Consider the following 16,269-nt stretch of genomic DNA (forward strand, 5'->3'; position numbering starts at 1 on the left):
TACCGCACGAAGATCATGAACAGGGCCAGTGACGGGATCGAGTACAGCACGTTGGCCACGGTCAGAGTCGGCGGGTAGAGCCATCTCCAGCGGTGGCAGAGCATGCCCAGCGGCACCGAGATGATCACCCGAACAGCACGGGCAGCAGGCCGAGTTGAAGGTGAACACCGGTGTAATGGGCCAGCTCGCCGAGATGGTCGCCGATCCAGTCCCAGCGGACCAGCGGCTCCCCATCGCTCATCGCTCGCCCCCAGCCGCGCTGCCGGCACCTGCCTCGTGCACGGCCGCACCGCCTGTGTCTCCGGCGGGCTCGCCTGCCGTCACCTCACCTGCCGTCACCTTGCCCGCCGCCACGTCGTCTCCAGCGGTCTTGTCGCCGGCCGCCTTGTCGCAGGCTTCTGCGTTGCCGGCTGCCGCGGCGGACAGTTCGTACGCGTCCGCGACCCCGACGACCGATCCCTCCCCGTCCACCCCGACCGCGAGTCCCGACGGCGACAGCAGCGCCGCGTCGAGGGCGGCCCGCACCGAGTCGCCGACCAGGCTGAAGGTGTGCCCGATCGGTGTCAGCGTCGCCTCAGACAGTGTGCCGCTGACCGGCAGTTCGGCGACGGCGGCCCAGCCGAGCGGCCGCCGGTCGGTTGGCTGCTCAGGAACTGGCCCTGTTCCGCGAGGACTTCCTCCCCGGAAGCACGACGCCGCGCTCACGTCCACCGCGATCCGGCCCGCCCGTCCGAGATCACCCTCCCGGCCCGGTCGCACCGCTCGACGACACGCGACCGCACACCGTTCGGCGAAGTGACTCCCTGCTGTCCCCCGGCCTCAGGGCATTCCGTCCCGCCTGGTCAAGGCCGCCCGGTGGTGCGACGCTGGAGTGGAGAGGTGTCCGAGGAGGGGCAGCCGGGAGGGCCGATGGGACGGGACGTCCCGGCGCTGGTCTTCACTCGCGAGGATCGCCGCCGGTACCGGATCAAGATGCAGGATTGCCTCGAAGCGTTCGCACAGATGCTGCGCGAGTCCAGGTTCGAGTCCGAGCGGCCGCAGGTCGGCCTGGAGATCGAACTGAACCTGGTCGACGACGAGGCCGAGCCGACGATGCGCAACAGCGATGTGCTCGAGGCGATCGCGGACCCCGCCTGGTCCACCGAGCTGGGCCGGTTCAACCTCGAGATCAACGTTCCGCCCCGCCGGCTGACGGAGGGCGGCCCCAACGCCTGGGAGTCCGAGATCCGCGCCGCGCTGAACCACGCCGACCAACGCGCCAGGTCGGTCGGCGCACGTCTGATCATGATCGGAATCCTGCCCACGCTGCGGCAGGAGCACATCGGTGAGGCGACGCTGTCGGAGAACCCGCGCTATCGGCTGCTCAACGACCAGGTTTTCGCCGCGCGGGGCGAGGACCTGCGGATCGAGGTCGACGGGGAGGACCGGCTGCGGACCTACGCGGACACGATCACTCCGGAAGCCGCATGCACCAGCACCCAGTTCCATCTCCAGGTCTCCCCGGAGGAGTTTCCCGACTACTGGAACGCGGCACAGGCGATCGCCGGGGTCCAGGTCGCGCTGGCGGCCAACGCGCCGTTCCTGTTCGGCAAGGAACTGTGGCACGAAACGCGTATCCCGCTCTTCGAGCAGGCGACGGACACTCGCCCGCAGGAGATCAAGGTGCAGGGAGTGCGGCCCCGGGTGTGGTTCGGAGAGCGTTGGATCAACAGCGTCTTCGACCTCTTCGAGGAGAACCTGCGCTATTTCCCGGCACTGCTGCCCCTGTGCGACGAGCAGGATCCCAAGGAGACACTGGACCACGGCGACATCCCCGAGCTGGGAGAGCTCACCCTGCACAACGGCACCATCTACCGCTGGAACCGCCCGGTCTACGCCGTCGCCCACGACAAACCGCATGTGCGCGTGGAGAACCGTGTGCTGCCCGCCGGCCCGACCGTCGCCGACACCCTCGCCAACGGCGCGTTCTACTACGGCGTCACCCGCGCCCTGGTGGAGGAGGAGCGACCCGTGTGGTCCCGGATGTCCTTCCCGGCGGCCGAGGAGAACCTGCACACCGCGGCGCGGCACGGCATCGAGGCGCAGTTGTACTGGCCCGGGATGGGCGAGGTACCGGTGCCCGAACTCGTCCTGAGGCGTCTGCTGCCGCTGGCGCACCAGGGGCTGGAGCTCTCCGGCATGGACGCCGCCTGGCGGGAGCCGCTGCTCGGCATCATCGAGCAGCGGTGCGTCACCGGACGCAACGGGGCGGTCTGGCAGAAGGAGATGTTCCATCACATCGCCACATCCACCCGTTCCGGCCGCCAAGAGGCGCTGCGGCGGACGACGCAGCTGTACATCGACTACATGCATCTCAACGCCCCGGTCCACACATGGCCGGTCGACTGACGGCGGCGCGCTCGGCGGTGACCGCCGGCACGGATCAGGTCGGGAGTTCATCGGGATCGGGGTGGCGGATGCAGGAGGCGACGACCACGAACGGCCAGAGGGACTGGACGGACGTCACAACGCGTTCGGCGGCACCGGCGGCCCCTTGAACCTCCAGTTCGATCAGGAACCATGCCGCACCGACGCCCATCACCGCCGTCGCCATGGCGGACGGCCCAGGCCGCAGCGCCCACGGAGCCGCTCCGCCGCGATCGATGGCCAGGAGGGGCCACACCGCCAGGAGAGTGAATCCGACGGTGACGACCGAGCCGTGCCGCAGGGATCCCCCGCTGCTCGGTGCCGGGAACAGTGCCACCACCACAGCCGCCGCTCCCCCGGCCCCAAGCACCAGGCGGCCGGCGAACGCTGCCGCGCGCAGCCCCCAGGCGGTGAGCAGATGACAGACACCGAGGGCCATCAGCGCTGCGGTCATCACCCACGACCCCGAAGCACCGTCGGCCGCCAGAACGCTGATCGTCTTGGTGGCGGGGTCGTAGGCGGGCCCCTCGAGCACCCCCGCGATCGTCCAGCCCGCGGTCAGCAGGACAGGCGCACAGCCCGACGAGAGCAGAGCCCACCTAGGCACAAGTCGCATCAGATCACCGTAAAACACCCCAACCTTCGCTCCTGGGCGCACACGCTGACGGCACCGCGTAGCGGGCCTGCTCAAGGGCGCTCTGGTGAACGGTGTGCGGTGCGCTGCGTCGATGTTCTCCGCCTCGGCGGCCGGGCCGTGTCCGGCCGGCACCGGCCCGCCGACTACACCCGACCGCCGGCGGGCAAGGTCGTGAACCTAATCGACCCGCACTTCGGTGTTCTGGCAGGCGTGCAGCAGCCATCTCCCGTCATCCTGCTTGGTCATGACATAGAGCGGGGCACCTTCCGTATCGCCCTCTGCCGAGTGATAGACCTGGCGGACCTTGACGGCAGCCACGTCGGGCCGCAGGAACTGCGTGTGCACCGCCTCGTAGGTGACCTCACCGTCCCAGCTCGCGGCGGGCAGCACCTTGCGGGTGAACTCGGCGATCGCGTCGAAGCCGATGAGGACCTTGCCGTGGGCGGTCGTCCAGAGGGCATCGGGATGGAACAGCGCCAGGAAACCGTCCACGTCCTTGGCGCGCTGGGCGCGCTCGACGGCGGCGACGACCTCTTCGATCGCTTTGATGTCTGCGGTTTCGGTGTTCATGTTGATCACTCTGATACCTCAAGTGACCTTGAGGTCAAGATCCGCAGCCGAAACGGCGGAAAACAGTCCTGATTCGCCGCCATTGCTTCCCGCACCGCCACCACGGGCGGACATGGGTCGAGGCCGTACGGGATAATGCACGCATGCGGATCTCAGCCAGGGCGGACTACGCGGTACGTGCCGCGCTGCAACTTGCCGCGTCACGGGACGACGAGCCACTGAAGGCCGAGGCCATAGCCGCCGCCCAGGACATCCCGCACAAATTCCTCGAAGGCATCCTGAACGACATGCGCCGGGGCGGCCTCGTCCTCAGCCAGCGCGGCGGCAACGGCGGCTACCGGCTGGCCAAGCCCGCCGACTCCATCAGCATCGCCGACGTCATCCGCATCGTGGACGGACCACTCGTCTCAGTGCGCGGGGTCCGCCCCCCGGACCTGTCCTACACCGGCCCCGCGGAGGCGCTGCTCCCCCTGTGGATCGCCCTGCGGTCCAACGTGCGCGAGATCCTCGACGGCGTGTCGCTCGCCGATGTCGCGTCGGCCCAACTACCGGAGGATGTCTCCGCGCTGACTGACGCCCCCGGCGCCTGGGCCAACCCCTGACACACCCGGGCGGCCGCCCCCGTGATCTCCTTGATCCCCTCGGTCTCACAACACGAGCTGACCTGGTCGTCATGTGAACACCCTCGCCCCGTCCCGGACTACTGCTCGGAACGGCGGCGGATCGTCGCCAGGAGGCGCCGCATGCCCCTCATGTGCCCGCCCGTTCCGATGACGAGCCGGCGGTAGAGGCCGCCGGTCAGACCGGGGAAGGCTGCTCGGGTTTCCGCACGCAGTCGTGAACGGCCCGGACCTGCCTGTTCGAGGCGGAAGATCAGGGCGTAACACGAGAAACGGTGGCTCCCCTCGAGGACCAGCTCACGCCCCGGGACCGCGGTGACCACCCGGAAACCGGGCAACGTCGAGCCTTCGGCAAGGGGCCGCGGCCCGGAGGCAGTGCGGTCCGGGGCTCCGACCAGCCTCGCGTAGCGGGCCGCACCAGGACGCGAGAAGGACCGGTCCAGCGTTTCGCCCAGAGCGCGCCAGACATCGTCGGCCCCCGCCGCGATGACCGTCGCGTGCTCATCGACGTACGGCAACGCGGCGATCCCCATCAGAGCCTCCCAACGGTCGGGGCCGCCGGGCGGTCGGTCCCGTGCCCGGTACATTCCGGACCCGGGACCGCGTCAAACCCGGTGGGTGGCCTTGTACGCGGGTCCGAGCGCACAGGCGACGCGCACTGCCGGGACCAGCACCGGCGATCGCCGGGTCAGACCAGCGCGTTCTTGTAGAAGATGCTGGACCGCCGGTCGCCCTCCTCGCCGGTGGCGAAGCCCAGGAAGAGGCGTGACTGGCCCGCGTCGGTGCGGTAGACGGCGAGCCCCTCGGGCTCCCGGTAGGTCAGGGTGGACCCCGCCTTGGTGAGGGTCGGGCCCTGCGCGATGGCGCCTGTGTTGACGTTGATGCTGGTGAGGTAGCTGTTTCCCGGCTCCGGGTTGGTGTCCGAATAGGCATTGCCCGTGAGGAAGTACATGTAGGAGCCGTAGAGGGTGTAGCCCTGCGGTGTGCCGGAGATCGACGGCGGGGTGAACGTGACGAGCGGCTTGCTGAAGTCGCCGTTGTCGGTGTCGGAGACGTCGTAGACGGCGATGTGCTTGGCGCCGTCCTTGTGGTAGCGGACGATCATGCGGTTGTGGACGGGGTCGATGGAGCAGGTGTACTCGGTGGCGCCGGAGACCGGCGCGAACTTGCCGAAGCCGGTGGAGGAACTGTCGAGGGTGGTGCCGGCGCTGTACTTGATGAAGGACAGCTTGGTGCCGTACCCGTTCGAGTTGGCCTCGGACTCGATCCACAGGTAGCTGTGACCCCCGACGGGGCGAATACCGAAGGCGACGCCATGACCGAAGCCGTTGAGGTGCATGTACGACACGTAGTTGCCGTGAGACCGGGGTGAACGTTCTCGTTGACGCTGACGAGCGCGGGCAGCGGTGCGTCCAGCGTCGCCCCACCGTTGTCGGTCTCGCGTTCCGCGCTCACCCGTCCCGCTCGGACGTCCAGCTTGCGCACATGGGTCACCTGCGGCAGGGCGAGCAGGTCCGCGACGACGGCGGGGAGCGCGCTCGCCCGACCGTCGGTGGTCGCGTCACCGGCGAGCACCAGATCGACGTCCGCCACGGTCCGCACCGCGGCTGCCAGGACCTTCGCGGTGGTCAGCACGTCCGCGCCGCGCGGTCGGTCGTCGCAGATGTGGATCCCCCGGTCGGCGCCCATGGCCAGGACCTTGCGGATGGCGTCGAGGGTGGAGTCGGGTCCCATGGAGACGACGGTGACCTGAGCGTCAACGGTCTCCTTCAACTGCAGGGCCTCTTCGGCGGCGCGCTCGTTGATTTCGTCCAGGACGAGTTCGGCGTCCTCGCGGTCGAGGGTGTGGTCGCGGTCGAGGGTGTGGTCGGTCTCGGACAGGGTGCGCTCGGCGCCGCTGTCCGGGACCTGCTTGACGAGTACGACGATGTTCACAGCGTCTGCTTTCGGTCTTCTGAGGTCCGGCCTTCGATGGTCCGGCCATCAGTGGTCCGGCCTTCGGTGGTCAGCGGAACGCCGCCTGGCCGGTGATCGCCTGCCCGACGACCAGGGTGTGCATCTCACTGGTGCCTTCGTAGGTCAGGACGGACTCCAGGTTGTTGGCGTGGCGCAGCGGCGAGTACTCCAGGGAGATGCCGTTGGCCCCGAGGATCGTGCGGCACTCGCGCGCGATGGCGATCGCTTCACGCACGTTGTTGAGCTTGCCGACGCTGATCTGCTCGGGCTTGATGCGGTGCTGGTCCTTGAGCCGGCCCAGGTGAACGGCGAGCAGGGCGGCGCTGCCCAGGGACACAGTCATGTCGGCGAGCTTCTTCTGGGTGAGCTGGAAGGCGCTGATCGGCTTGTCGAACTGCACTCGGGAGTCGGCGTACTCGATGGCCGCCTGGAGCGAGTCGCGGGCGGCGCCGACCGCGCCGAACAGAATGCCGAAGCGGGCCTCGTTGAGACAGGACAGCGGCCCGCGCAGGCCCTCGGCGAGCGGCAGCCGCGCCGAGTCGGGCAGCCGTACGTTGTCGAAGTACAGCTCCGAGGTGATGGACGCGCGCAGCGACATCTTCTGCTTGATGTCCTGCGTGGTGAAGCCGGGCGTCCCACGGGGCACGAGGAAGCCTCGGACTCCGTCCTCGGTCTGCGCCCAGACGGTGGCCACGTCGGCGATGCCACCGTTGGTGATCCACATCTTGGAGCCGTTCAGGATCCAGTCGTCGCCGTCGCGCACGGCCCTGGTGCGCATTCCGGAGGGGTTGCTGCCGAAGTCGGGCTCGGTCAGGCCGAAGCAGCCGATCGCCTCTCCGGCGGCGAGCCGGGGCAACCACTCCTGCTTCTGCTCCTCCGACCCCCACTTCCAGATGGAGAACATCGACAGCGAGCCCTGCACGGAGACGAAGCTGCGGAAGCCGGAGTCCGCCGCCTCCAGCTCCAGACAGGCCAGGCCATAGCTGACGGCGTTGGTGCCGGCGCAGCCGTATCCTTCGAGGTGCATGCCGAGCACGCCCAGCTTGCCGAGTTCCGGGGCGAGTTCGCGGGCGAAGTGGGCGTTCTCGAACCACTCGCCGATGTGCGGGCGTACCCGGCCGGCGAGGAACTTGGCGACGGTGGCCTGAATCTCGCGTTCCTCCTCGGAGAGGGTGGAGGCGAGGTCGAGCAGGTCGAGCGGGTCCTTCATGGGCTTGCGGCTCATCGTGGGCTCCTGGTGGTAGCGGTGGTCGGTTCGGTCAATCGGTGGTGCTCGCACGGGACTTGGGGCCCGCGACGGTCATGTGATCGCTCCGTCTCGATCCGGAGCATCATCGGGGAAGGGGCGCAGAATTTCCGCGGTGTGCCGGCCCAGACGCGGCGGCGGCAGGCGGTACCGCGCCGGTGTCGCGCTCAGCCCAATCGGGTTCGCCACCTGGCGGGAGGGCCTTTCCTCCGGTGCGTCGGCGGGCGCGGCGGGGATGTCGACGATGCCGGGCAGGCCCAGTTTCTGGGCGAAGGCGAATGCCTCGTCGAGGGTGTTGACGGGCCCGGCGGGCACCCCCGCGGTCAGCAGGACGGCCGACCAGTGGTCGGCGCCTGCTGCGCCCAGTCGTTCGGTCAGGACGTCTCTGAGGGCGGCGCGGTGGGCTACGCGGTCGGCATTGGTGCGGAAGCGGTCGTCGAGAGCGAGACCTCGATCGCCCACGGTCTCCGCGAGCGCCGCGAACTGCCGGTCGTTGCCGACCGCGATCGCGATCGGGCGATCCGCTGTGGGGAAGGTCTCGTACGGGGCGATGCTCGGGTGCGCGTTGCCCATGCGGCCCGGAACCACACCGGCGACGGCGAACGCCGACGCCTGGTTGACCATGGCCGACAGCAGCGAGGCGAGCAGGTTCACCTCCACCCGCTGGCCCTCCCCTGTGGCGTCCCGGTGCCGGAGGGCGGCGAGGATGCCGAGCGCGGCGTGCAGGCCGGTGATCACATCGACCAGGGCCACGCCCGCCTTCACCGGCTCCCCGTCCGCGTTCCCGGTGACGCTCATCAGACCGCCGAGGGCCTGCACGAGCAGGTCGTATCCGGGGATGTGCGCGCCCGCACCGCTGCCGAAACCGCTGATCGAGCAGTAGATCAACCCGGGCTGACGCGCGCGGAGTTCGCGATGGCCGAGGCCCAGCCGTTCCATCGTGCCGGGACGGAAGTTCTCCACCAGCACATCGGAGTCGGCGATCAGTGCACGCGCCTGTTCGAGGCCGGCCTCGGTCGTGAGGTCGAGGACGACGGACCTCTTGTTCCGGTTGACGCTCAGGAAGTACGTCGACGTGCCGTCGTGGTCCGCGGGAGGGTGCCAGGCCCGGGTGTCGTCCCCGATGCCCGGCCGTTCGACCTTCACCACCTCCGCACCCAGGTCGGCGAGAAGCATCGTGGCGTAGGGCCCCGCGAGGACCCGCGAGAAGTCGGCGATGCGCAGACCGTCCAGTGCGCCGAGCCCCGCTCCGTCCACTGCACCGAGCCCCGGTCCGTCGAGTGCGCCGTTCCGTTCGTCCGGCGCGTTGTGCTGGGTGCCCACGCACCCTCCTCTCTGATCTTCCGCCCACGCGAACGTGGCTGCGGCTCAGCCGTTTCCCGTCACCACCGGTGCTCCGAGGGCGGCGCCGGGCGGGTGAGTTGGACGACGGGAAGGCCCTGACCGTGGGGGTCGACGGCCCGTACGACGCTCACCCTCGCCCCGACCGCGACCGCTGCCGGCTCCGTCCCGGTGACCTGGCAGACCAGGGTGAAGCCCTCGTCCATCGCGACGAACCACGTGTTGTGCTGGGCAGTGTCCGTTGCGGCGGACGACGACCCCGGCGCCTGCGCTGCGTTCCGCTTTCAAGGCCACGCATCCGCAGGCGCGGCAGAACGAGCGACGGTAGGCCGCTGTGCCGCACCAGAGGCAGCACTGCAAGAACAGTTCACCGGAGACCGCCTGCGCGGTCGGCGGGGCGGGCGGGGTCGTGGCGGCGGTGGCCGCCTCGTGGTCTTCCAGCGACTCGGTGGGTTCACAGATGTCTGTCTGCGGCATCACGGCCTCCTGTACGCAGTTCGGTGACCGTTATCGGGGTGGTCGGAATCCGATATGGCTCCACCACCCTGGCCTTCCCCCGAATCACCCGTCAACCACGAGTTGACGCATCTTTGTGCGCGGAAAGCGTTCCATACGCTGAGGTCAGAGCTGGTTTCCCGGCGCTACTCTCAGGTGGACGGCGCTGGTGTGCGGTGAGCCGTTCGGTGGCATCCCAGGGGACGGCCTCGCGCCATGGGCCGTAACCCACGGCGAGCGGGGACACGGTGGGCCGGCATGATGCAGCCGCGGTGGCCTCACTTGCGTGCGGCGGGCGACTCAGGTACGTGCGGCGGTCGCCTAGGTTGCGTGCTGCGGTCGACTCAGGTGCGGATGGGCCGAGCGGCGGACCGCGGCGCCGCGCTGCCGCCCTCGATCGGCAGCAGGGCCAGAACCTCCCAGCCCGGAACCTCCCTACGGGGCCGCGCCTCGACATGGCCGCCGAGCGCGGTGACGCGTTCGGTGAGGCCGACCAGCCCGAACCCGCCGCCCCGGGCCTCCTCCGGGAGGCGGGCGCCACCGCGTCCGTCGTCGCGTACGGAGACCTCCAGGTGTTCGCCGGAGCGGCGCAGGCCGACGGTGACCCGCGCCGACCGCACCGCGTGGCGCACCCCCGACGCGGTACCCGGCAAACAAGCCACCGCGGTTCAGACGCTGTCCACCACCTTCGTGCGGCACCGACCCGTCACCGTCGTCACGTTGGCACAGCTGCCGGGCCGCGCCGGCACACCGGCACCGCCCGGGCCGGCGCGCTTCCCCTCCGGGCAGGTCCATCTCTCCCCCGCGCTCAGGGAGTTGGTCCGCGCGCTGCCCTCCGACCAGTTGGCCGACCGCTTCCCCACGAAGACCGGATACCGGACCATCGGCGAGGCCGGACTCGCGGCGCCCGAGGAACTGGTCGCCGTGGTCGGCAGGACGGCGACGGACCCCGCCGTCATGCGGGCCACGGACGGAGGGGCATTCGACCCGCTCGCCGCGCGTGCCTCCGTCTCCGGATTCACCGGTGCCCGGCAGAGCCCGTTCACCACGTACGACCGGCCGACGGCGATCCTGGGTGGAGCGTTGCTCGTGGTACCGGTGATCGTGCTCGCTTCGGCCGCGGGGCGGCTCGGCGCCACCCGGCGCGAGCAGCAACTGGCCGCACTGCGGCTGGCCGGCGCGACTCCCCGGCAGATCCTGGGCCTGCCAGCATCGGCATCGGCGTCGGCCACGGCAGACGCCCTGCGCCGCCCACCCGGCGCTGAGACGGGGCGGTACTCAGGGGACGACGACGATCTTCCGCCCCTGACCGGCGGCGAACTGCGCCAGCGCCTGCGGGTACTCCGTCAGCGGCAGCCGGTGGCTGATGAACACCTGCGGATCCAGCACCCCGCCCGCGAACAGTTCCGCCGCGCGCTCATAGCTGTGCAGCACCGCCATCGAACCGGTGATGGTGATCTCCTGGTTGTAGATGCGGTACGGCGAGATGGTGGCGGTCGTCGCGTAGTCCGAGACCCCGAACTGCAGGAACGTGCCGGCCTTGGCGACCCGGTCCAGGCCGTCCTGGATCGCCGCCGCGTTGCCGGTGGCGTCGACGACGACGTCCCAGCCGCCGGGCTGCCCGAACTCCTCCGGGGAGAGCGCGGAGCGGGAGCAGCCGAGCTTCTGAGCGGTCGCCAGCCGCTCCGGATTGACGTCGACGACATCCACCGAGGCGGCGCCGGTGCGCTTCGCCAGTTCCAGCATCATCAGCCCCATCGTGCCGGTGCCGTAGATCAGCACATGGGCGCCCAGCCTGCTGCCCAGCACGTCGTATCCGCGTACCGCGCAGGACAGCGGCTCGATCAGCGCCGCGTCCTGCACGTCCACGTGGTCCGGGAGCCGTACGCAGTTCGCAACCGGCGCCACCGCGTACTCGGCGGCGCCGCCCGCGACCGTCACCCCGATCGCCGCCCAGCGGTCGCAGAGGTTGTTGTGGCCCTGACGGCAGTAGCGGCACTCGTGGCAGTACAGCGAGGGGTCCACGGCGACCCGGTCGCCGATCTTCAGTTCGTTGACCTCGCTGCCGACGCCGACCACCTCCCCGGCGAACTCGTGGCCCGGCACGACCGGCAGGGTCGGTGCGAACTCGCCCTGGAGGATGTGCAGATCGGTCCCGCACAGTCCGCAGGCCGCCACATCGACCACGACTTCGCGCGGCCCGGGTGTGGGGTCGGGCACCGTGGTGACGGTGACCTTGCCGGGGGCTTCGATGACGGCGGCTTTCACTTGACTGCTCCTAGGGACAGGCCGCGGACCAGTTTGTCCTGGGCGGCGAAACCGGCGATCAGTACGGGGAGGGAGACCAGCGTCGCGGCGGCGCACAGCCGGGCGAGGAACAGGCCCTCGTTGGTGATGAAGCCGACCAGGAACACGGGCGCGGTGGACGCGCGCGTGGCGGTGAGGTTCACGGCGAACATGAACTCGTTCCAGCTGAAGATGAAGCAGATGAGGGCGGTGGCGGCGAGTCCGGGCATGGTGACCGGGGCGACGATCCGCAGCAGCACGGTGGGCAGGCCGGCGCCGTCGACCTCGGCCGCCTCCAGGATCTCCTTGGGCACCTCGGCGAGGAAGGAGCGCATCATCCACACCGCGATCGGGAGGTTCATGGCGGTGTAGAGGACGACCAGGGTCCATACGTTGTCCAGCATCCCGATGTCCTTGACGATCAGGTACACCGGCAGCAGGGCCGCGATGGCCGGGAGGAACTTGGTGGACAGGAAGAAGAACATCACGTCGGTCCACTTCTCGACCGGCTTGATGGACAGCGCGTAGGCCGCGGGCACCGCGAAGGCGAGCACCAGGAGGGTCGAAATGACGCTGGCCATGGCCGAGTTGAGCAGGAAGGGAGTGATGTCACGGCCCAGCAGCAGGGAGTACTGGTCCAGGCTGAGGGGGGCCAGCAGGCTGGGCGGGTTGGTCGCCGCGTCGGCCTCCTGGTGGAAGGAGGTGAGCACCATCCACGCCACCGGGGCGAAGAAGGCCAGGGTGGCGATCCAGGCGACGAAGGTCCACAGCGGTGAGAGCCGCGGCTCCTGCGCATGGCTGTCGCCGCCTCGGCGGGACGTGAGTCGTCGTACGAGCGTGCCGGTCGCTGCCTGTGTGCTCATCGGGACGCCTCCTCGCGGAACAGCGATGCGATGGTGCGCAGGGCGAAGGTGGCGATGACGATGGAGCCGATCACCACGACGACTCCGGCGGCGGCGGCTTCGCCGTACTCGTACTTGCGGAACATGGTCAGGTAGATCTCGTAGGGCAGGTTGGTCGTCCGGGAGCCGGGGCCGCCCTGGGTGATGGTGAAGACCGCGTCGAAGGTCTGCACGACGTAGATGGTGCCGAGCAGGATGCCCAGTTCGATGTACTGCCGCAGGTGGGGCAGCGTGATGTGGCGGAAGGTCTGCACCGCCGAGGCGCCGTCGACCCTGGCGGCCTCCAGCACGTCGCCGGGCTGCGCCTGCAGGCCCGCCAGCAGGATCAGCATCATGAACGGCGTCCACTGCCACACCAGTGACAGCACGACGGCCGGCATGGGGAAGTTGGACACCCAGTCGACGGTGGGGCCGTGGTCGGCGCCGAAGAGCTGGTAGACGGTGTTGAGGGTGCCGTTCAGCAGGCCGTAGTCGGGGTTGTAGATGGCGTGCTTCCACAGCAGTGCGGCGGCGACCGGCATCACGAGGAACGGCGCGATGAGGAGCGTGCGGGCCAGGCCCCGGCCGCGGAACCTGCGGTCGAGCAGGAGCGCCAGCGCCAGACCGATGAGCACGCTGATGACGACCACGGAAGCGGTCAGCACGATGGTGTTGAGCACCGCCGCGCGCAGTCGCCCGTCGGTGAAGACGACACCGTAGTTGGACAGTCCGGTGAAGTGTCTGTCGCCCGGTTGCAGGATGTTCCACTGGAGGGTGGAGATGACGACGGTGGCCACGAACGGCAACTGTGTGACGACGATGGTGAAGACCAGCGCCGGCAACAGCGGACCGCGCCGCCGCCACTTGCTGACACCGGTGGACGGTTGCGGGCGCACAAGGGGTGGCCCCTTCTTCTTCCTGGGTGTTTCGGTGAGCGTGGTCATGAGGTTTTCCTAGGCCGGTGACGGCCGGGTCGAGGTCGGGTGCCCGGCCGGCGGGTGGGGCCGGCCGGGCACTTCCGGGTCACTGGTGCTTCTTGGCGACTTCCTCGGCGAGCTTCTGGCCGTCGTTCAGTGCCTTGTCCACGCTGGTCTGGCCCGCGATGGCCGCGGAGATCTCCTGGGTCACCTTGGTCCCGAGGTCCTGGAACTCGGGGATGGCCACGAACTGGACGCCGACCGTGGGCCTGGGCTGCACACCAGGGTTGGTCGGGTCGGCCTCCTGGATGGAGTTCAGGGTGATGTCACCGAAGGCCGCGGCGGCCTGCTTGTACTCGGGGACCTCGTAGGTGCTGGCCCGCTTGCCGGAGGGCACCCGCGCCCAGCCGAGCTTCTCGCCGACCAGCTTCTCGTACTCCTTGCTGGAGGCCCACAGCATGAACTTCGAGGCGGCGTCGGCCTTCTTCGTGGTCTTGGGCATGGCCCACGCCCATGTCCACAGCCAGCCGCTGCTCTTGGTCTCCACCACCGGCGCGTAGACGTAGCCGACCTTGCCGGCGACCTTGCTGACCTTCGAGTCCTCCAGCGACCCGGCCGCGCTGGTCGCGTCGTACCACATCGCGACCTTGCCCTGGCTCATGGCGTTGAGGCACTCGGTGAACCCGGCCTGCGGGGCACCCGCCTCACCGTGCTTCCTGACCAGGTCGACGTAGAAGTTCGTCGCCTCCTTGAACTTGTCGCCGTTGACCTCGGCCTTCCAGTCCTTGGTGAACCAGGTGCCGCCGAACGTGTTGACCACGGTCGTCAGTGGTGCGCCGAGCTCGCCCCAGCCGGGCAGGCCGCGCAGGCAGATCCCCTTCATCCCGGGACGGGCGCCGTCGACCTTGGCGGCGATGTCGGCGACCTGCTGCCAGGTCGGCCGCTCGGGCACGGTGATGCCCTTCTCCGCCATGACCTCCTTGTTGTACATGAGGAAGGAGGACTCCCCGTAGAAGGGCAGTGCGTACAGCTTGCCGTCCGCCCCCGACAGCGACTGCACCATCGGCTTCAGCAGGTCGTCCTTGTCGAAGGAGGAGTCCTTGTCCGCGTAGGAGCCCAGCTCGTGCAGCCAGCCGTTCCCGTGCCAGACGGGGACCTCGTACGCGCCGACGGTGGCGACGTCGTACTGGCCGGCCTGGGTGGCGATGTCCTGGGTGACTTTGTCGCGCAGCTCGTTCTCGGGAAGGATCGTGAAGTTCACCTTGATACCGGTGTCCTTGGTGAACGTGCTCTTCGTCAGCTTCGCGATGTCCTCCATCTGCGGGTTGCCGACCATCAGCACGTTGATGCTCTTCCCGTCGCCTCCGCCGGAGCTCGTGGAGCCGCCCGCCCCGCTGCATGCGACCAGCAGCGAGCCTGCGGCCGTGGCCGTGATGAGGACGTGGGTCATTCTTGGTGCGCGCATGACTGACTCCAGGGGACGTTTCGAGGGCGTGGGGAACCAGGCCCTCGGCCTTGCGAGGGTGGGTGGGACACGCGGATGGAGGTGCGGCTCAGGCCCGGATGACCTCGGGGCCCAACTGTGCGTAGCGGTATGCCTCGGAATTGGGCAGCCCGGTGTCGGTGACGATCGTTTCGAACTCGGTGACCTCCGCGAAGCGGCAGAAGCTCACGGCACCGAATTTCGTGTGGACGCCGGAGAACACCCGGCGCCTGGCGCTCCTGATGACCTGGGCCTTGACGTCACTGACCGCAGGATCGGGTGTGGTGAGTCCGTATTCGCGGGAGATGCCGTTCGCGCCGACGTACGCCAGGTCGATGACGAAGCCGGACAGCATGCGGGTGGCCCAGTGGTCGACCGTGGCGAGGGTGCCGCCGCGTACCCGGCCGCCGAGCAGCAGCACCGTCATGTTGTCCGAGGCGGCGAGGGTGCCCGCGGTGGCCAGGGACGAGGTGACGACGGTCAGCGGCCGGTCGCGGGGCAGTGCGGCCGCGATGAGCTGGGGCGTGAAGCCCTCGTCGATGTAGACGGTCTCGGCGTCGCCGAGCAGTTCGGCCGCGGCTGTCGCGATCCGTGACTTCTCGGGGACGTGCATGGTGGTGCGGAAGGCGAGCGTGGTCTCGAACCCCGCGCTCTCCACGGGTGAGGCCCCGCCGTGCGTACGCCGTACCAGTCCGTGCTCCTCCAGCACGGTCAGATCGCGTCGTACGGTCTCTTTGGAGACTCCGAGGTCGGCTGCCAGCTTTCCCACGTCCACCGACCCATTGCGGCGTGCCGCCTCCAGGATCGTGCGTCTGCGTTCTTCGGCGTCCACGGCGACACCTCCACTTCACGGCTCGCGTTCAGGAGCACTTTGCCCTGGCGAAAGGCCCTGCCCGTTCGGGCTTCGAGGCAATTTCTACAAGTACGCGGCCACGCTGACCAGGGGCGGAACAAGATACTTCATGACCGGATCTGCCCGTTTTCTGTGGACGGTAGGTCCTGGAAGGGCGACAGAAAGCGCTTGAAACGGCTCCGGCCGCTGCCCGTTCCACCGATGGGCACGCCCGTTTCCCGCCCGTTTCACAAGCGGGGCGTTACGGATGTGTTCCGAACTCTCGACACTGCGCGGCGCGGCGGAACTCCCGCCATGTCCTGACCCAAGTGCTTCACGATCAGCCGCGGTCAGCACCACCGGCCTCTTCTTCCGTGAACCCATCGCACCAGCCCTGTCCGGCAGAACGGAAGCGGAATCTGCCAAGCACCAGTCTCTCGAACAAGCAACCCACAACTAAGCAGCGACAATCTCTAGTGTCCTGAGTCTTAGAAAAGCTGCATATTTAGGGTTTAGGGTTGGGTAGGCGGTTCAGGTAGCCGGCGAGGCGTTCGAAGATCTCGTCGGCGGACTTGGTCCAGGTGAACGGCTTGGGGTCT

General features: G+C 69.0%; 17 protein-coding genes and 1 pseudogene. 2 read left to right on the plus strand and 16 right to left on the minus strand.

Translation table 11 applies throughout. The features are described 5' to 3' along the window. Positions 1-237: 237 nt before the first annotated feature. Positions 238-759 carry a hypothetical protein gene (locus EF387_RS49205; RefSeq protein WP_128382376.1) on the minus strand — a complete coding sequence of 174 codons (522 nt, stop codon included), beginning with the start codon at positions 757-759 and terminating at the stop codon, positions 238-240. Positions 760-909: 150 nt separating this feature from the next. Here EF387_RS49205 and EF387_RS45080 point away from each other — a divergent pair, with 150 nt between their 5' ends. Next, positions 910-2,388, plus strand: coding sequence for a glutamate-cysteine ligase family protein (locus EF387_RS45080; RefSeq protein WP_128382377.1), 1,479 nt, complete (start codon positions 910-912; stop codon positions 2,386-2,388). Between the two features lie 34 nt (positions 2,389-2,422). Here the strand turns inward: EF387_RS45080 and EF387_RS45085 are convergent, their stop codons facing one another. Both EF387_RS45085 and EF387_RS45090 read right to left on the minus strand, forming a co-directional pair. After that, positions 2,423-3,022 carry a DUF998 domain-containing protein gene (locus EF387_RS45085; protein ID WP_128382378.1) on the minus strand — a complete coding sequence of 200 codons (600 nt, stop codon included), beginning with the start codon at positions 3,020-3,022 and terminating at the stop codon, positions 2,423-2,425. A 198-nt stretch (positions 3,023-3,220) separates the two neighbouring features. Then, a complete protein-coding gene (locus EF387_RS45090; protein WP_128382388.1) occupies positions 3,221-3,613 on the minus strand; it encodes an SgcJ/EcaC family oxidoreductase in 393 nt (130 codons plus the stop codon). Positions 3,614-3,756: 143 nt separating this feature from the next. Between EF387_RS45090 and EF387_RS45095 the strand changes: the two genes are divergently transcribed. After that, entirely contained in the window at positions 3,757-4,215 is a 459-nt protein-coding gene (locus tag EF387_RS45095; RefSeq protein WP_128382379.1) for an RrF2 family transcriptional regulator, read from the plus strand. A gap of 98 nt (positions 4,216-4,313) precedes the next feature. Here the strand turns inward: EF387_RS45095 and EF387_RS45100 are convergent, their stop codons facing one another. The 13 genes and pseudogenes from EF387_RS45100 to EF387_RS45155 form a co-directional block, all read right to left on the minus strand. Then, complete coding sequence (locus EF387_RS45100; RefSeq protein WP_128382380.1) at positions 4,314-4,766, minus strand: SRPBCC family protein; 453 nt, start codon at positions 4,764-4,766, stop codon at positions 4,314-4,316. 155 nt (positions 4,767-4,921) lie between these two features. Then, on the minus strand, positions 4,922-5,581 hold the full coding sequence (locus EF387_RS49210; protein WP_162467352.1) for a phage baseplate protein: 660 nt from the start codon (positions 5,579-5,581) through the stop codon (positions 4,922-4,924). A gap of 77 nt (positions 5,582-5,658) precedes the next feature. Next, positions 5,659-6,168, minus strand: a pseudogene (locus tag EF387_RS50340) (electron transfer flavoprotein subunit beta/FixA family protein); the annotation flags it as partial. A gap of 70 nt (positions 6,169-6,238) precedes the next feature. Next, complete coding sequence (locus EF387_RS45115) at positions 6,239-7,414, minus strand: acyl-CoA dehydrogenase family protein (protein ID WP_162467353.1); 1,176 nt, start codon at positions 7,412-7,414, stop codon at positions 6,239-6,241. Positions 7,415-7,489: 75 nt separating this feature from the next. Next, a complete protein-coding gene (locus EF387_RS45120) occupies positions 7,490-8,692 on the minus strand; it encodes a CaiB/BaiF CoA transferase family protein (RefSeq protein WP_162467354.1) in 1,203 nt (400 codons plus the stop codon). A 125-nt stretch (positions 8,693-8,817) separates the two neighbouring features. Next, on the minus strand, positions 8,818-8,982 hold the full coding sequence (locus EF387_RS46975; protein ID WP_155589843.1) for a hypothetical protein: 165 nt from the start codon (positions 8,980-8,982) through the stop codon (positions 8,818-8,820). Positions 8,983-9,615: 633 nt separating this feature from the next. Then, positions 9,616-9,903: a sensor histidine kinase gene (locus EF387_RS45125; RefSeq protein ID WP_420802710.1), complete on the minus strand. Its 288-nt coding sequence runs from the start codon at positions 9,901-9,903 to the stop codon at positions 9,616-9,618. A gap of 36 nt (positions 9,904-9,939) precedes the next feature. Then, complete coding sequence (locus EF387_RS49845) at positions 9,940-10,230, minus strand: hypothetical protein (protein WP_155589844.1); 291 nt, start codon at positions 10,228-10,230, stop codon at positions 9,940-9,942. 319 nt (positions 10,231-10,549) lie between these two features. Further along, positions 10,550-11,539: a zinc-dependent alcohol dehydrogenase family protein gene (locus EF387_RS45135; RefSeq protein ID WP_128382383.1), complete on the minus strand. Its 990-nt coding sequence runs from the start codon at positions 11,537-11,539 to the stop codon at positions 10,550-10,552. Further along, complete coding sequence (locus EF387_RS45140) at positions 11,536-12,420, minus strand: carbohydrate ABC transporter permease (RefSeq protein WP_128382384.1); 885 nt, start codon at positions 12,418-12,420, stop codon at positions 11,536-11,538. The genes EF387_RS45135 and EF387_RS45140 overlap by 4 nt, the downstream gene beginning before the upstream one ends. Then, positions 12,417-13,382 (minus strand): carbohydrate ABC transporter permease, encoded by a 966-nt coding sequence (locus EF387_RS45145; protein WP_128382385.1) that lies wholly within the window; start codon positions 13,380-13,382, stop codon positions 12,417-12,419. The genes EF387_RS45140 and EF387_RS45145 overlap by 4 nt, the downstream gene beginning before the upstream one ends. A gap of 79 nt (positions 13,383-13,461) precedes the next feature. Continuing rightward, positions 13,462-14,820, minus strand: a complete 1,359-nt coding sequence (locus tag EF387_RS45150; protein ID WP_128382386.1) for an ABC transporter substrate-binding protein — start codon at positions 14,818-14,820, stop codon at positions 13,462-13,464. 88 nt (positions 14,821-14,908) lie between these two features. Then, positions 14,909-15,670 carry a DeoR/GlpR family DNA-binding transcription regulator gene (locus tag EF387_RS45155; RefSeq protein WP_128382387.1) on the minus strand — a complete coding sequence of 254 codons (762 nt, stop codon included), beginning with the start codon at positions 15,668-15,670 and terminating at the stop codon, positions 14,909-14,911. Positions 15,671-16,269: the final 599 nt, after the last annotated feature.

Source organism: Streptomyces cavernae (assembly GCF_004023625.1).
Classification (GTDB): Bacteria; Actinomycetota; Actinomycetes; order Streptomycetales; family Streptomycetaceae; genus Streptomyces; species Streptomyces cavernae.

What these genes read in the sequence shown, in the direction of transcription:
- EF387_RS45080 (WP_128382377.1), top strand. Translation starts at nt 910, where the DNA reads ATGGGACGGGACGTCCCGGCGCTGGTCTTCACTCGCGAGGATCGCCGC.
- EF387_RS45115 (WP_162467353.1), bottom strand. Translation starts at nt 7,414, where the DNA reads ATGAGCCGCAAGCCCATGAAGGACCCGCTCGACCTGCTCGACCTCGCC.
- EF387_RS45100 (WP_128382380.1), bottom strand. Translation starts at nt 4,766, where the DNA reads ATGGGGATCGCCGCGTTGCCGTACGTCGATGAGCACGCGACGGTCATC.
- EF387_RS45145 (WP_128382385.1), bottom strand. Translation starts at nt 13,382, where the DNA reads ATGACCACGCTCACCGAAACACCCAGGAAGAAGAAGGGGCCACCCCTT.
- EF387_RS45090 (WP_128382388.1), bottom strand. Translation starts at nt 3,613, where the DNA reads ATGAACACCGAAACCGCAGACATCAAAGCGATCGAAGAGGTCGTCGCC.
- EF387_RS46975 (WP_155589843.1), bottom strand. Translation starts at nt 8,982, where the DNA reads ATGGACGAGGGCTTCACCCTGGTCTGCCAGGTCACCGGGACGGAGCCG.
- EF387_RS45085 (WP_128382378.1), bottom strand. Translation starts at nt 3,022, where the DNA reads ATGCGACTTGTGCCTAGGTGGGCTCTGCTCTCGTCGGGCTGTGCGCCT.
- EF387_RS45150 (WP_128382386.1), bottom strand. Translation starts at nt 14,820, where the DNA reads ATGCGCGCACCAAGAATGACCCACGTCCTCATCACGGCCACGGCCGCA.
- EF387_RS45095 (WP_128382379.1), top strand. Translation starts at nt 3,757, where the DNA reads ATGCGGATCTCAGCCAGGGCGGACTACGCGGTACGTGCCGCGCTGCAA.
- EF387_RS45140 (WP_128382384.1), bottom strand. Translation starts at nt 12,420, where the DNA reads ATGAGCACACAGGCAGCGACCGGCACGCTCGTACGACGACTCACGTCC.
- EF387_RS49845 (WP_155589844.1), bottom strand. Translation starts at nt 10,230, where the DNA reads ATGACGGCGGGGTCCGTCGCCGTCCTGCCGACCACGGCGACCAGTTCC.